At 58.3% G+C, this 15,906-nt stretch carries 13 protein-coding genes; 6 read left to right on the top strand and 7 right to left on the bottom strand.

The features are described from left to right. Positions 1–52: 52 nt before the first annotated feature. The 3 genes from K227x_RS30275 to K227x_RS06075 form a co-directional block, all read right to left on the bottom strand. Positions 53–283, bottom strand: a complete 231-nt coding sequence (locus K227x_RS30275; RefSeq protein WP_218933796.1) for a hypothetical protein — start codon at positions 281–283, stop codon at positions 53–55. A 66-nt stretch (positions 284–349) separates the two neighbouring features. Next, entirely contained in the window at positions 350–1,945 is a 1,596-nt protein-coding gene (locus K227x_RS06080) for an aldehyde dehydrogenase (NADP(+)) (protein ID WP_145168703.1), read from the bottom strand. A gap of 72 nt (positions 1,946–2,017) precedes the next feature. Further along, positions 2,018–2,872, bottom strand: coding sequence for a fumarylacetoacetate hydrolase family protein (locus K227x_RS06075; protein ID WP_145168702.1), 855 nt, complete (start codon positions 2,870–2,872; stop codon positions 2,018–2,020). Between the two features lie 43 nt (positions 2,873–2,915). On the opposite strand from K227x_RS06075, the gene K227x_RS06070 reads away from it, so the two are divergent. The 6 genes from K227x_RS06070 (at position 2,916) to K227x_RS06045 (ending at position 12,188) form a co-directional block, all read left to right on the top strand. Beyond that, positions 2,916–6,746, top strand: a complete 3,831-nt coding sequence (locus K227x_RS06070) for an FG-GAP-like repeat-containing protein (protein WP_145168701.1) — start codon at positions 2,916–2,918, stop codon at positions 6,744–6,746. Between the two features lie 153 nt (positions 6,747–6,899). After that, a complete protein-coding gene (locus K227x_RS06065) occupies positions 6,900–7,262 on the top strand; it encodes a hypothetical protein (protein ID WP_246146576.1) in 363 nt (120 codons plus the stop codon). 571 nt (positions 7,263–7,833) lie between these two features. Continuing rightward, complete coding sequence (locus tag K227x_RS06060) at positions 7,834–8,502, top strand: hypothetical protein (protein WP_246146575.1); 669 nt, start codon at positions 7,834–7,836, stop codon at positions 8,500–8,502. 320 nt (positions 8,503–8,822) lie between these two features. Further along, positions 8,823–9,917, top strand: coding sequence for a coiled-coil domain-containing protein (locus tag K227x_RS06055; protein ID WP_145168700.1), 1,095 nt, complete (start codon positions 8,823–8,825; stop codon positions 9,915–9,917). 861 nt (positions 9,918–10,778) lie between these two features. Next, on the top strand, positions 10,779–11,063 hold the full coding sequence (locus K227x_RS06050) for a hypothetical protein (RefSeq protein WP_145168699.1): 285 nt from the start codon (positions 10,779–10,781) through the stop codon (positions 11,061–11,063). A gap of 81 nt (positions 11,064–11,144) precedes the next feature. Next, positions 11,145–12,188, top strand: a complete 1,044-nt coding sequence (locus K227x_RS06045) for a methyltransferase (RefSeq protein WP_145168698.1) — start codon at positions 11,145–11,147, stop codon at positions 12,186–12,188. A gap of 236 nt (positions 12,189–12,424) precedes the next feature. Here K227x_RS06045 and K227x_RS06040 read toward each other — a convergent pair whose 3' ends face one another. From K227x_RS06040 to K227x_RS06025, 4 genes are all read right to left on the bottom strand, one after another. Next, complete coding sequence (locus K227x_RS06040; RefSeq protein WP_145177343.1) at positions 12,425–13,738, bottom strand: dihydroorotase; 1,314 nt, start codon at positions 13,736–13,738, stop codon at positions 12,425–12,427. Between the two features lie 16 nt (positions 13,739–13,754). After that, the gene (locus tag K227x_RS06035; RefSeq protein ID WP_145168697.1) at positions 13,755–14,726 is read right to left on the bottom strand and encodes an aspartate carbamoyltransferase catalytic subunit; all 972 of its coding nucleotides are present in this window, start codon (positions 14,724–14,726) and stop codon (positions 13,755–13,757) included. A 182-nt stretch (positions 14,727–14,908) separates the two neighbouring features. Continuing rightward, positions 14,909–15,361, bottom strand: coding sequence for a DUF423 domain-containing protein (locus K227x_RS06030; protein ID WP_145168696.1), 453 nt, complete (start codon positions 15,359–15,361; stop codon positions 14,909–14,911). A 4-nt stretch (positions 15,362–15,365) separates the two neighbouring features. Further along, positions 15,366–15,854 (bottom strand): response regulator transcription factor, encoded by a 489-nt coding sequence (locus tag K227x_RS06025; RefSeq protein WP_145168695.1) that lies wholly within the window; start codon positions 15,852–15,854, stop codon positions 15,366–15,368. Between the last annotated feature and the right edge of the window lie 52 nt (positions 15,855–15,906).

Below are 15,906 nucleotides of genomic sequence, written 5' to 3'. Positions count from 1 at the left end.
AAGAAAGAAAGAAAGAAAGAAAGAAAGTTCGAGTTTAAGTTCGAGTTCGAGTTTAAGTCGAGGCAGCAATCCCGTCAGAAAACTCAAACTCAAACTCAAACTCAAACTCAAACTTGAACTTGAACTTGAACTTGAACTTGAACTTGAACTTGAACTTGAACTTGAACTTGAACTTGAACTTGAACTTGAACTCGAACTCGAACTCGAACTCGAACTCGAACTCGAACTTGAACTCGAACTCGAACTCGAACTTCTTCGCGTGCTTGCTCGGTCGCAGAAGCACGCGTTGAAATGCAATTCATGCCAAGGAATTCTGGCAAATCCCACGACGCACGAAGCGGGCTAGCGACTAGCTGACATCGCTGGTCGACCATTGGCCGTCGACCAATCGCCATGTTTCGCCCGTTGGATTGCTGTTGCCTAGGATGGCTGGCAATCGATCCGGTCGCACGTTGTCATAGCTCGTCAGTTTGCCGAACCGCACCAACGAACCGGGAACGCCGACGGCGGTAAAGCCTGGGTGTCCGGTCGCAGGGTAGGGTCCACCGTGGTTCATCGCAGCCGAAACCGCCACGCCCGTCGGCATTTTGTCGTTCAACAGTCGCCCCACTTTGGGTGCCAGTTCGAAACTGATCGCCGCGTAGTCGTCTTCGTCGCTGCCGTCTTCGGCGGTGTACACACATCCGGTCAGGTTGCCTTCTAGATGACCGATCGCTTCGCACAGCTGATCCACATTGTCGGCGACCAACAACAGGCTGGCGTTTCCGAATGCTTCGGTTTGAAATCCTTCGGGGTTGCCCAAGAAATCCTTAGCCGTCGCTTTCAGCAGCGTATTGGCCATCGCACATCGATCGGTTTCGATCTGGCCGCCACCGGTCAACAGTTCAGCACCAAAATCGCAAAGCGTTTTCACGCTGGACGCCAAACTGTTGGCGACCGCAGGTGACAACAGCGTGCCGGCCGGCGAGCTGCTGAATTTTTCGGTAACCGCAGCGATGAACTTGTCCGTCGCTTCGCCGGCGACCAACATCACCATGCCGGGGTTGGTACAGAACTGACCGGTTCCCATCAACACACTGGTCATGAACTCGCTGACGATAGCGTCCCCGCGCTGGGCCAGGGCGGCGGGCGTGATCACGACGGGATTGACGCTGGACAGTTCCAAGTAGATCGGTTTGCCAGCCTTGTCGGCGGCTGCTTTCAACGTCAGACCGGCTCCACGACTGCCGGTGTAGCCGGTGGCTCCCGTGCGAGGATCGGAAACCAATCGTTCGCCATCGGCATGGCTGGTGCGATAGATCAGTTGAACAGTCGCCGCCGGCAACCCGGTTTCCGCCAACGCCTCCGCCGCCTCTTTGGCCAACAAGCGAGTCGTTTCGGGATGCGAGCTGTTGGCTTTGCCGATGACTGGGTTGCCAGCCGCGATGGCGGCTGCAAAGTCTCCGCCGGAGACACTGTTGAAAGCGAACGGAAAATTGTTCGGACCGAAGACGCAGACGGGCCCCAGTGGCTCGAAGACGCTGCGAATGCCGGCGGCGGTATCGATCGTTGCCATCGCCCAGTTTCCAGTGCGGCAAGCCTTGGCGGCAGCTCGCAGCTGGTTGCTGGTACGCGGCAATTCAACGTCGGCTAGGCGTGGGCTTTTCCCTAAACCGGTCTCGGAGAAAGCGGCTTCGACCAAGGCGTCCTTGGCCGCTTCGATGCGGTCGGCGTATCGTTCCAAGAACTCGGCGATCTTGGCGGTGGGCAGCTTGCGCAGCTGGGCAGCGGCGTCGACGGCCGCATCGAGTGCTTCGTCACAATCCGCCCACGAACTGACGGGAAATTCGGCTTCCAGTTTGGTGTTTTTGTTCGGGTCGGTCGCCTGGAAGGTGCCCGCAACTTTGGCGTCACGCCATTGGCCAGCGATCAACACAGGGCGAACGGTAGCAGTAGATGTCGTCATATCGAAATAACCTGGTGGATGAATGATGAAATGGTTGGCATCGTCGCAGTGGCGTGCGAACTTGGCTTGCCGTTAACCTTGGACGATGGTGTTGGACAGGGTGCCCACGCCGCCGATCGTGATGTCGACCACGTCGCCGGCGGCCAACGTAAAATCGCTGGTGGGAACGATCCCGGTTCCTGTCATCAAGAACGCACCGTCGGGGAAACTGTTGTCGCGGCCGAGCCAGCCCACCAGATCTTCGAACTTGCGAGCCATCTGGTCGGCACCGGTTTGTTGGTCGAAAACCACGGTTCCGTCCCGCGAAATTTTCAGATCGACTTGAATTTCACTGACCGGCGGTAATGAATCGTACAGCGTGATCCAAGGCCCCAGCCCGGCACACTGGTCGTAACATTTCGCCTGCGGCAGGTACAGCGGGTTGTCACCTTCGATGTCCCGCGAACTCATGTCATTGCCGACCGTCAAACCCACAATTTTCAATTGCGGCGAGAGCACCAAAGTGACTTCGGGCTCGGGAACGTTCCAGGTCGCGTCGGTGCGGATTCGCAAGCATCCGTTGTGGCCGGAAACACGGTGGGCAGTCGCCTTGAAAAACAATTCGGGGCGATCGGCGTTGTAGACCCGGTCATAGCACGACGCGGCCGCTTCGGATTCTTCCATCCGCGCCGTTTGGCTCCGTTTGTAGGTCACGCCAGCCGCCCAAACCTCTTGCTGATCGATTGGCGGCAGCCACTGGATCGAATCGTCGATCGTGATCGCGGCGTCGCGTGTCAACGAACCGACGGCCGATATCGGGCTGTCGGCAGCCAACAGGTCAGACAGATTGCGGTACGAATTGCCCAACTGCAGCGGATAAAGTTGGTCGCCTTCGACCAATCCAACTCGCGAGGCACCTGAAACATCGATAAATTTTGTTACGTTCATGACAGACAGGATATCGAAAAGGATGGGACAGGGGAAAGCATTGATGAGCGACACAGGCCCGACGAACACAAAAACAAAAATCATTGCAGCTGCGATCGCAGTGATTGCTGTGGCCGCGATCATCCTTTGGCTGCGCCCCGGTGACAACCACGAAGGCCAAAACGGCAATCATACCGGCCCGCAAGCCACGGGCGAATCCGCCCAACAATCCCTATCCTGGAACCGATCGGCACTAGCAGCTACCGAAAATCTGGAAACGGAATCGGCTGACGAAACCTGGGATATTTTGGCTAGCCAATCGCCAAACGACGAATCGATTCTGTTGAACCGCGCCCTGAACCGGATCCTGCGGGTCGACCATTTGGCCGCCCAGGTCGCCAATCCCTCGCTAGCGGCAACCGATAAACAGGCTGCCCGAAGCCAACTTCCCAGCGCCATCGCGGGGGCGCGTTCAGCCATCGACCAATACGATGCGGCATCCTCCGGCGACATCGAATCGCTTTGGATGCGGACGCGAATCGATTTGCGGGAAGCTTCGCTGTTGCCGGCATCGATGACCAAATCGCTGCGCCGCGAAATCTTTACCCGGTTGTCCGACGCCATCCGAGGCCCCCTGGGCAACCAACCGCAGGCCAGAATCCTGGGCGGTTCGATGATCGACGTCCTAACGCAGATGGAGGACCCGATCGATGGACTGCCAACCAAAACGTTGGCAACCGCGTCCGCCACGCTGAAGGTGCTGTCGGATCGACATCCTGACAACTTGTTCTTTGCGCTGCGAGCCGCCCGACTGGGCATCGAAACCAAAGACAAGGAAGCGGGGAAATTTGTTCTGCTGACCGGCCAATTGGCCAGCGCCGTTGCACCCTTGGTCGGACGCGAAACACGCGCGATTGGCATGACTCCCGATGAATTGGTCGCCAGCATCACGGCCGCGATCGAATCCGACGATTGGTCAACCGCCGAAACTCGCATGCTGCAGTGGTTCAACGTGCTGAACGGGACCGAGATCGTGAAGACGGATCGCCGCTTGGCTGCGCCCCACCCGCTGGATCACTTGTCGTTCGATTCGCTCCGCCGCGTATCGGCCGCGATCGCCGCTGCAGATCCCGTCGCGCAAGGCGGATCGCCGATCCAGTTCGATCGGCGACCAATCGATGCACCCGAGAACCAAGCCATCGCGGCGACGATCGATTTTGATCTGGACCTCGATTCGGACCTCGTCACCGTCGGACCGGCGACGGACGGCCAGGGCGCGAAGCTGTACCTGCTGCGAAACGACGGCGACCAGCAGTGGACCGAAGCCGCATCCACATCGATTGCCTTTGTTCCCACGACGATCGTGATCGCCGACCTGTTCATGGTCGACAGCAGCAGCCCCGATCGATTGCGTTCCAGCGGCAAATCGGTGGCAAACCGCCATAACACGCTGCCCTGTCTAGTGCTCTGTGGTGACCAGGGCGTGTCGCTGGTGGCCGTCGACGGACGCACCGACACCAGCGACGCCCAACGATTGCTGGTGATCGATTCCGATACCGGCCTGTCCGATGTGACCGGAGTCCAAACAGCGATTGCAGGTGACTTGGACGCCGATGGCGACTTGGATTTGGTATTCGCAACCCAAGACGACGGCGTTCGCATGTTCGTCAATCGTGGCAATCGCACGTTCTTTGAATTGCCGACGACACGAGCCCCGTTCGGCCAATCCGACGCGGTGACGTCGATCGCGATCGGTGACTTGGACCGCGACCTGGACCTAGATCTGGTGACGACACACGAAAGCGGCCATGTCGGCATCATCGAAAACCTGCTTCACTTGCAGTTTCGAGGTCGAATTTTGGAAGAAATCCCTGTGATCGAAGGCGCATCGGCGATCGCCATCGAAGACGTCGATGGCAATGTGTCTTGGGACCTGATCGTTGGCGGCCCCGAGGAAGCGGCGATCGTGTTTTCGCAAACTGCCGACGCGGGTGCCTGGACCATCGACCGGATCGAAAGGTCGGCGGCATCGGCAAGCGAGATGTCGATTGCCGACCTGGACAATGATTCCTGGTTGGATCTGATCACCAACAATGCGATCACTCCCATCGGCCCTTGGGGATTCGGTCAATCCGGCCCCGGGCTTCACGCCAACGACACCCCGGATGACAACGGTGACGAATCCACACGCACCCCATCGACGACCGTCCAAACGTTTCGAACCGCGCCCTGTGATTTCAACGACGATGGGGTATTGGACTTTGCGTTGATCAGCGATGGCACGGTCCAAACCGCGATCAACCGAACCGATTCGCCGGGGCATCACATCAACGTCCGATTCAAGGGTATCGACGACAACGCGACCGGACGCGTCAATCATTTTGCGATCGGCAGCGTGTTGGAACTGCGATTTGGACCGCACTATCGCGCCCGCATCGTCCAATCGCCTTCCACCCACTTTGGCATCGACGGGTTCGACGACGCTGGGGATCTACGAGCCATCCTGCCCAACGGACTCACCCAAACCACACGCGACATCCAGCCCGACACGCTGGTCGAAGAAGAACAAACGTTGAAAGGATCGTGCCCCTACCTCTACGCATGGGACGGCGAACAATTTCAATTTGTGACCGACTGTTTATGGGCCGCCCCACTGGGTCTGCAGGTCGCCGACGGGATCGTCGCCAAGGATCGACCTTGGGAATACCTGAAGATCGACGGACGATCGATCCGACCGCGCGATGGTCGCTACGAATTCCGCGTCACCGAGGAACTGTGGGAAGTCGCCTACTTTGACGAGATCAAACTGTCGGCGGTCGACCACCCAGCCGACGTCGACGTGTGGACCAACGAAAAGGTCGGCCCCGGCAATCTGGCAACACCGACCATCTTTGCCTTCGATCCGCAGGACCGTCGCCCCGCCGTGGCGGCCGTCGACACCAACGGCAACGACGTGCTATCGTCGCTGGCCCAAATCGACGGCGATTCCATGCAAGGGTTCGATCGCCGACTTCGCCAGGGTCTGTGCCCGCCACACTGGGTCGATCTGCAGTTCGATGCTTTATCAAACGATGGCTCGGTTTACCTGGTGATGACTGGCTGGATCCTGCCCACAGACACTTCGCTAAACATCCAGATTGACCAAAACGACGACCTGGCGGCAATCGAGTTTCCCTCGGTATGGGTCCCCGACGATCAGGCCGAAGACGGTTGGCGAAACGCGATCCCGTTCGCAGGGTTCCCCGGCGGCAAAACCAAGACGATCGTGATCGACGTCACCGACATCGTCGATCGCGATGATCCTCGTCTAAGAGTCCGAACGTCCGCACAGATCTACTGGGATGCGGCCGAGTTGGTGACGCAGCAGGAACCAGCGACCTATCGATCGACACCGCTGGAATTGGTTTCGGCATCCGTGGATTTCCACGGCTTTTCCGCTCGCAGCCAACCCCACCCCCGCAGCCCCGAAACCTACGACTACCAAAACACATCTTCGTCACCGCGATGGCCGCCGCTGCGAGGCAAGTTGACCGGCCGCGGCGACTGCATTGACTTGCTTGCCGAGTGGGACGACCGGATGGTCGTGATCGGTGCGGGCGATGAAATCCGACTGTCGTTCGCAGCACCCCCGGAACCGGTGCCGGACGGATGGGTCCGCGACTTTGTCATGCACAATGTGGGCTGGGATAAAGACGCCGACCTGAACACGTTGGCGGGGCAAACGATTGGCCCGCTGCCGTACCGATCGATGACCAGCTACCCACCGCCAGCCAATCAACAGGCCGAATCGGAAAACCGCCATCGTTTGAACGCCGACCACCGCCAAAGAGAACAATCGTTCCGTCAGTTCTGGCACCGACCGACGCAGCCAATCGGCAGCACAGCGGTACGGTAATGACGCGGTTTGACCGGTTCTAGTCAGCGTGGGGGATGCCTAAGTTGAAAAAGCGGCAATTCGCACAACCGTGCTTTTCCATTGGATTCGCAAACCAAGCGGCAATCCCGGCGTTGATCTTGGGGCGATTCGCGGATTGACGGGTGGCACCCAATGGCATGGTCGCTGTACAGTTCGGCATCCCATCGCATTTTAGTGGCCGAGGAAATCATGGCAAAAGTCGATCAAGCAGCCCCACAGAAAGATGACCCCGTAGCGGAATCCGACCATACGGAGAAAATCAAAGCGCAGATTCTGGACAAAATCGGCAAGCCACCCCGTCTGCATAATGTCGAGGTCTGCCAGCATCACAATGGCAACTATCGAGTCAACATTTGGGAAAAGCTGGACCCCACGGGGGATTCAGCCTTCACAACGCGAGTCCATATCGGCGCGTCCTATTACTTGAAGGTTTCGGACTCGGGCGAAATTCTTCATAGCAATCCTCCGCTAGCCAAACTCCGCTTCCCAGCGTGACCCCACCGATCGGCGCGTCCCACCGCCGATCGCCACTCCCCCCATCCGTAGCGCAAGTCGCCAAGCCCCGTGGCCCCGCTACGCGCCCGGACACCCATCCGTAGCGCAAGTCGCCAAGACTTTCGGCCCCGCCACGCCCCCGGACACCCACCGTAGCGAATGTCGCCAAGACCTTCGGCCCTGCCACGCCCCCGGACACCCCACCGTAGCGAATGTCGCCAAGACCTTCGGCCCCGCCACGCCCCCGGACACCCCACCGTAGCGAATGTCGCCAAGACCTTCGGCCCCGCCACGCCCCCGGACACCCACCGTAGCGAATGTCGCCAAGACTTTCGGCCCCGCCGCGTCCCCGGACACCCACCGTAGCGAATGTCGCCAAGACTTTCGGCCCTGCCGCGCCCCCGGAAAATCACCGAAAGTCTTGGCGACTTGCGCTACCGGGAGAACCCGTCGGACACCCACCCGTAGCGAATGTCGCCAAGACCTTCGGCCCCGCCGCGTCCCCGGAAAATCACCGAAAGTCTTGGCGACTTGCGCTACCGAAAGACAGCTCCGACACCCACCGTAGCGAATGTCGCCAAGACTTTCGGCCCCGCCGCGCCCCCAAAAAATCACCGAACGCCTTGGCGACATTCGTTACGATGTTGGGATGGTCAATCGTAAGCAACGACTGAAAAGGCTGCCTGCGGAATGCTATTTGGGGCATGCCTGGGTGCATTGGACATTCGCAATCCAGGACCGGAAAGAAGGTTGGCTGGATGCCCGGTTCCTTTACAAGTTCCGCGAACTGCTGACGCACGTGGCATTTCGCGACCAGATCGCGTGTCCGATTTTCTGCTTGATGCCAGATCACATGCATCTGCTCTGGTGCGGACTGGCGGAATCCTCTGATCAGATCCTGGCGGCGAAACACTTGCGTTCGGACCTGAACGACTGCTTCCGGCGGATCGGTTACCAACTGCAGACGCAAGCCTACGACCATGTTTTGAAGGACGATGAATTGGAGCTGGGCGCCATTGAGGCGGTCGCCGAATACATCGCGAGGAACCCCGAGAGGAAGAAGCTCGTAGGAGTCGACCAATTTGCTAAGTACCCTTACACAAATTGCCTGCTCCCTGGGTATCCGCAGTTACGGTTGTTTCAAGCCGATAGCTGGAATCGAGTGTGGCGGACGCTTTCGTTCTTAAAGCGAACCAACTGCCACCGCTTTCCCGATCCCAAATACGCCAATCGGTCGTAGCAAATCTCGCAAGGGGCTTCCGCCCCGCCACGCATCCGGACACCCACCCGTAGCGAATGTCGCCAAGACTTTCGGCCCCGCCACGCCCCCGGAAAATCACCGAAAGTCTTGGCGACTTGCGCTACCGGGAGAACCCGTCGGACACTCATCCGTAGCGAATGTCGCCAAGACCTTCGGCCCTGCTAACTTTCGATGCAATGCATTACCGGATTTGCTGAGTGATCTGGTTCTGCTGCTGGACTCGATGCTCCCTGCAAGTAAGATTCAGTCTCGACCAGTAGGGCATTGATTCCACATTGCAACTTTGAGCTAAAAAAACGATGGCCAATAATTTGACGTATTCGGAGAGCGAGGTTCAGGGGCTGAAAGCGCAAGAGGCGAAGGATTACTGCGTCGAGCTGATGCGGCAATTGACAGCGCGAGAAGGCGGCCCGATCTCGCCCGGAGAAGTGCAGTTGCAGGAACTGCAATACGAATTGCAACTGAAAGAAGCCGAAGCAGAGGATTGCCGCCAGCGAGAACTGCATCTGGAACGGATGAAAGAGTTTGAACTGGAGATCGAGCGTGAGAAGGCGGAATGGGCCAAAGCAAATAAGTTCGCCGACGAACGACGCCAGCAGTATGCCAAAGTGATCGGGCAAGTCTCTGAGTCGCAAGAAAAATTAAGCGTGCAATTGGACCGCGCGACGCGAGAACACAATGTCAAGTTGCAGATGATGCAAGCCGAGCACGAAGCGCGACGCGATGAGTTGCAGGCCGAACTGGAGGAACTGACTCAGCAGCGCGACGCCCTGATCGAAGAAATTGGCAAATTGGCGGACCTGAACTCCGCTGCCGAAGATGTGGATCGCCTACGCACCGAAATCGAAGAGAGTCGAATCGCTGCCGCACGCCAGCAAAAACAACTCGACGACGATATAGAAGTGGCCGCGTTTGAAAAAGAAAAGGAACTCAAACGGATCCGACGCGAACAAGATCTGGAGTTGGCTGAATTGGATGCGTCCCATCGAAAGCAAATGTTGGATGCAAACATCGAAGCGTTGGATGCGATGCTGAAAAATCTTGGCTTGGCAAAAGTAGATCCTGCAGAGCTGGAATCATTGCATCAGCAAGCAGCTGAACATCGTGCGCTGGCCGAACAAGAAGTCCAGTCGATCCGTCGCGCAGCGGTAGATGAATTCAAGCAACAATTCAACGTCAATGCTTCCGAACCGATGGATGTGACCGATTTGTTCTATCGGGAAAAGGCACTGCAAGAAGACAACCAAGCGAACCTGAAGCAGATTCAGAAACTGGAAGCCGAGATTGCGAGAATGCGAACGCACATCGAAAGCGAATCGTCGCGAGTCGCGCAAGCGATCGAAGCGGCTCGGACCAACATCCAGAACAACATCGAACCCGGCGTGAAACGTTAGGCACCCGGCGGCCCTACCATCCGTAGCGAATGTCGCCAAGACTTTCGGCCCTGCCACGCCCCCGGAAATCACCGAAAGTCTTGGCGACTTGCGCTACCGGAAGACCCGTCGGACACCCACCCGTAGCGAATGTCGCCAAGACCTTCGGCCCTGCCACGCCCCCCGGAAATCACCGAAAGTCTTGGCGACTTGCGCTACGGAAGCCCCGTCGGACACTCATCCGTAGCGAATGTCGCCAAGACTTTCGGCCCTGCCACGCCCCCCGGAAATCACCGAAAGTCTTGGCGACTTGCGCTACGGGAGAACCCGTCGGACACCCATCCGTAGCGAATATCGCCAAGACCTTCGGCCCTGCCACGCATCCCGGAAAATCACCGAAAGTCTTGGCGACTTGCGCTACGGGAGAACCCGTCGGACACCCATCCGTAGCGAATGTCGCCAAGACTTTCGGCCCTGCCACGCCCCCCGGAAAATCACCGAAAGTCTTGGCGACTTGCGCTACCGGAAGCCCCGTCGGACACCCATCCGTAGCGAATGTCGCCAAGACCTTCGGCCCTGCCACGCCCCCCCAAAATCACCGAAAGTCTTGGCGACTTGCGCTACGGGAGAACCCGTTGGACACCCATCCGTAGCGAATGTCGCCAAGACTTTCGGCCCTGCCGCCCCCCCAAAATCACCGAAAGTCTTGGCGACTTGCGCTACCGGCGGAAACGACGGGATGCCCGCCCGATGCCACTGCATGCTTCACGCCAAGGACAAACCAGATAACAATGCCGCTGCAGTCACCTTCTCGGCGACACGCCGCCGAAAGGTTGGCGGCGCTAACATCGACCGCGATCAGCCGCAGCACAAAACATTTCCATGACCGACACCGAACCCCCAAACACTCCCCCCCAAGCCCCTGAACACTCCGATGGCGTGCAGAATGCTGCCGTCATCGCTAGTGCGCTTCGTACATCATTGATCGTGATGATGTTGATGGGATTGCCGCTGATTGGTGTGTTGATTTATCTGAATTTGAACCGACAAACACCCAGGCCGACGGAGGTCGAAGTCACGCTTCCGGCCCAGGGAGAGGCGACGGAGCAGGTGCCCCCGGAGGGAGCGACCACGTCTGCAATCCACTTCGATCATCCGACGGGTTAGGCAGTCCGATCTGCCATCCGCCTTGCATTGCCCCCGCCCCGAGCACAACAGCCCACTGTCACCCGCAAAAGATTTCGACCAATGCCACATCCACTCAGCCAGGCTCCCACCACCGCTCCCACACTGCTGCTGAGGTATCGCGATCGACAATACGCCGCAGACTTGATTGCGGCTGCAGTTTTGGAATTGGATCTGTTCACATGGCTGGACCAGAACGGCCCGGCAAGCACTGATCAAATTTTAGATCAGTTCAGCATCTTTGATCGGCCCACCGATGTGATGCTGACCCTGTGTCGTTCGATGGAATTGATCGCAACCGACGATCAAGGCCTGCATTGCCTGACGACAACGGGACGCGAACATCTGGTTTCATCGTCACCATGGTTCCTGGGGCCTTACTACCAACCACTGGCGAAGTCGTCGATCATGAAGGATCACTTGAAGGTCCTGCGCAGCGGCAAGCCCGGCAATTGGCAAGCCAACGATGACGGCAGCGACTGGCACGCATCGATGCTGGATCCAGAATTTGCACGCGGGTTCACCGACATGATGAACTGCCGCGGCCTGTCGTTCGGGCAAGCCCTTGCCAAGTCGCTAACGTCCGAACTTGCCGACCGCCACCACGTGCTCGATGTGGGTGGTGGATCGGGGATCTATTCGACCACGATCGCTGCGGCTCACGATCACCTGAAGGCAACCGTTTTTGAACAGCCGCCTGTCGACAAAATCGTGACTGAAGAGATCGCACGGCACGGCTTGCAAGACCGCGTCGACGTGGTCAGCGGCGACATGTTCAACGACGCTTGGCCGCAAGCACCGGATGTTGTGCTGCTGTCCAACGTCCTGCACGACTGGGACTTTCCCGAAGTCGAAATGCTGCTACGAAAAACAGCCGATGCGCTGCCCAGTGGCGGACTGGTCGTGATCCACGAAGCGTTCATTCGCGACGACAAAACCGGCCCGCTGCCCGTCGCCGAATACTCAGCCCTGTTAGCCAACATCACTCAAGGCAAATGTTATTCGGCCAAAGAGTATGGCGACCTGATGGCACCGATGGGTTTCACCGTCGGCGACTACCACGACACGATCGCCGACCGCGGCTACATGACCGCGATCAAGAACTAAGGCTGCGACAGCGCCACCGCCGGCATTTTGTTCGAATCCTGCACTCCAATCGCCGCCACTGGGCGGCGATTGGAGTGCAGGATTCGTGGTTCCGACGCGGCACCGGCGGCCAAGGCCGCCGGCATTGGGCTTTCGCCACTTCGTGGCTGGCAAGACGGGACAAAGAACACCACCGCCGGCATTGGGGTGTCGCTACTTTGTGGCTGGGGATCCCGGATGAATCTTGGCCACGAAAGCTAGGCTAGGTGTTCCGTTTCGGGTCGCAGCGCAAAACGCACTCGGCCGCCGACCAGGGTATGAGTCACGCGGCCGGTCAGTTCCAAATGGTCTAGCGGCGTGCTGATGCAATGCGACCGGAACTGATGCCCGTCTACGATCCATTTTTCATCCGGATCGATGATCACGATGTCGGCCAACGATCCCACTTTCAAATCGCCGCCCGGCACACCCGCGATCCTAGCCGGCGCCGTCGACAGCCGATCAATCGCCGCAGACCAATCGAATCCCTCCAGTCCCAACATGAATGTCGAGATGGTCGCCAGCGTCGTTTCTAATGACGACAGACCGAATGGCGAGGCATCCAGGTCATCCATCTTCTTTTCGCGTGCTCGCGGCATGTGACCGCTCTGGATGGCATCAATGGTTCCATCCGCAACGGCGGCACAAAGCGTTTCGATATGTTTCGGGCTGCGCAGCGGCGGATGGACCTTGAAACGCGAATCGAACGATCGCAGCTGAGAATCATCCAGGCACAGGTTGTGTGGACACACCGATGCGGTGATCGGGATCCCGCGTTCTTTCACGCGGCGAATCAAATCGACAGACCCCATCGTACTGACAGGCCCGATGTGCAGCCGACCACTGGTCGCTTCGGCAATCCGAACATCGCGTGCGACCGCCAAGTCCTCGGCTTCGGTCGGCAGCCCTTTCAACCCCAGCACCAGCGCGACCTGACCGTCGTGCATGACACCGCCTTCGGAAAGCGTCATCACATTCGGGCGATTGATGATCGGCAGATTGAACATCTGGGCATATTCGAGTGCCCGTTTCAGCAACGCATCGTTGGGCATCGGGCGCGGCGCGTCGCTGTATGCGACCGCACCGGCTTCGTGCAGCAGCCCCAGTTCCGCCATCTGTTTGGCATCTCGGTTCTTGCTAAGACAACCGATGACGTGAACGCGGACACCGTCGGCCTGGACCGCTTTCTGCCTTACAAATTCGACCGCCCCGTGCGAATCGATGCAGGGCGACGTGCTGCTGCAGGCCAGGATCGACGTGAACCCACCGGCCAACGCTGCGTCGCTTCCCGAAGCGATCGTTTCGTCTTCTTCGAACCCTGGTTCGCGCAGTTCGACGCCCAAGTCCACAAAGCCGGGGGCGACGATCCGACCGCTTGCGTCGATGTGGCGTGCCGATTCGGGGATCTGACTGTCCGCCGGATCGATCGCTTCGATGCGTCCATCGACGACCAACAAACGGGCCACACGATCGATCGACTGCGAAGGATCGATCACTCGACCGCCGGTGATCAACAACGAAGTCTCGGGGATAGTCATAACTTGGTTATCAATGGGAATCGTTGTTTGCACCAGCGGTCAGCCACAGGGCGGCCATGCGGACCGCGATCCCGTTGGTGACCTGTTCCAGGATGACACTTTGTGGACCATCGGCGACCTCGGGCGTGATTTCAACGCCACGATTGATGGGGCCCGGTGCCATGATCAAAATGTCTTGCTTGGCACGACGCATCCGCGCCGCGTTCATCGCGTACAGAGCGGCGTATTCGTGAACACTGGGAAAGGGTCTGGCCGCTTGCCGTTCGAACTGAATCCGCAACAGATTCAACACGTCGCAGCGGGGCAGGATTTCGTCCAACGAATGGGCGACTTCGAATCCCAGTTCGCGCCACCGCGGGCTGACCAAGGTCGGCGGGCCGCACACGATGACGGTGGCGCCCAGTTTACTGAGCCCCCAGATATTGGCTCGTGCCGTACGACTGTGGGCGATGTCGCCGACCAACGCCACGGTCAGCCCCTTGATCGATCCGCGATGCTGGCGAATCGTCAGCATGTCCAACAATCCCTGAGTCGGATGATCGTGGGGGCCATCACCAGCGTTGATGATGCTGCTGTTGATTTCGCGGGCTAGCAGGTGCGGTGTGCCGGGAGTCGCGTGGCGAGTGACCACCCAATCGACGCCCATCGCTTCGATCGTCTTGGCCGTATCGACAAAGGTTTCGCCCTTAGCAACGCTGCTGCCCGACGAACTGAATTCGACCGTGTCCGCCCCCAAGCGTTTGGCGGCTAACGAGAAACTGTTGCGGGTCCGCGTGCTGTTTTCAAAAAACAGGTTCGCACAGGTCTTCCCGGTCAGCAGCGAGATCTTGTCGCGGCAGCCACCGGTGATTTCTTTCAGATGCTGGGCGGTGTCCAGCAAGGCACGGATTTCGTCCGCCGACAGACTTTCCATATCCAACAGGTGACGACGATTCCAAGCCGGGGGAAACGTCAATTCAGATTGGTCCGCGGATGCCATCATCACAAAACCCATTGGGCGTTTCGGGATTCCATCACAGATACGATTCAAGCGATCAGGGACGGCTCGAATTTTTCGCAGGCGACCGAAAACAGCGTTGATGGGAACGCACAACCATCGATTCGCCGCCTCTGGTTAGACACGTTAGCGACTTGGGCAAAGATCGACGAGTAGGCCAGAGATGACTACGGCGTTTTTCCGCGAATCTGGTGGAATCGCTGCTCTTTGACTTTGCCCTGTTGGGCGATCCAAGCCAGACCGGCCCAGGCCACGATCCACGCGATCCCGCCCAGCGGAGTGATCATCGCAAACATCTTGCTGCCGGTAATCGCCAACAGGTACAGCGACCCACTGAAAACCGCGATCCCAATAAGGAACATGCGAGAAACCCAACGTCGAATGATCGGTTGACCAAGTTTGACGCAAGACAATCCCAGCAACGCCAAAGCATGCACCATGTGGTAGCGAGCACCGATTCCAAACTGCTCGCTGCGCTTATCAATCAAGTCTTGCGGATAGCCACGGCTTTCCAGAAAACCAGGCAGGAAGTGAGCCCCGATCGCACCAATGGCTACCCCCAACGCACCACAGATCGCCGCGTAAGTGAGAATGCGACGTGCCAGGTGTTCTTCGTACATATTGCTAAGCGTCCAGGAGTTTGCCGACCGCGTCGACCAACCGATCCATTGCGAATGGTTTGCGAATGTAATCGCTGACGCCAAGGAGTTCGGCGTAAGCTTTATGGCGACTGCCTTCGTTACCCGTGATCATAATTACAGGCAACGGTTCGTCACGCAGTCGCCGAAGTTTTTCCAGGACCAAAAAACCACTTCGCTTGGGCATCATCATGTCCAACACCATCAAGTCGGGATTCTCGCGTTCGGCGAGTGCTAGCCCCTGATTCCCGTCTCTGGCGACAACAACGTCGTATCCGGCGCCTTCCAGCGCGTAACGAACCGACTCGATGATTTCGAAATCGTCATCGACGACTAAGATCTTCAGGCCTTTGGAATTTTTGGTTGGGGTGGCCGATTGTTTCGATTTCGCCGATTCCAACGGGGATGGACCCGTTGAATCAGGCGACAAATCGGTATCGGCTTGGTCGTCGCGGGAGGAATCACCAGAGTTCATGAGTCGTCACGCTCAGCGGTCGAAAGGCAGGAGAGATTGGGAGGTGGGCGGG

Origin of the sequence: Rubripirellula lacrimiformis, from assembly GCF_007741535.1 — a bacterium.
In the GTDB taxonomy this organism is placed as follows: domain Bacteria; phylum Planctomycetota; class Planctomycetia; order Pirellulales; family Pirellulaceae; genus Rubripirellula; species Rubripirellula lacrimiformis.
Note: the sequence above shows the minus strand (reverse complement) of the source record. Positions and strands in the feature narration are given on the sequence as shown.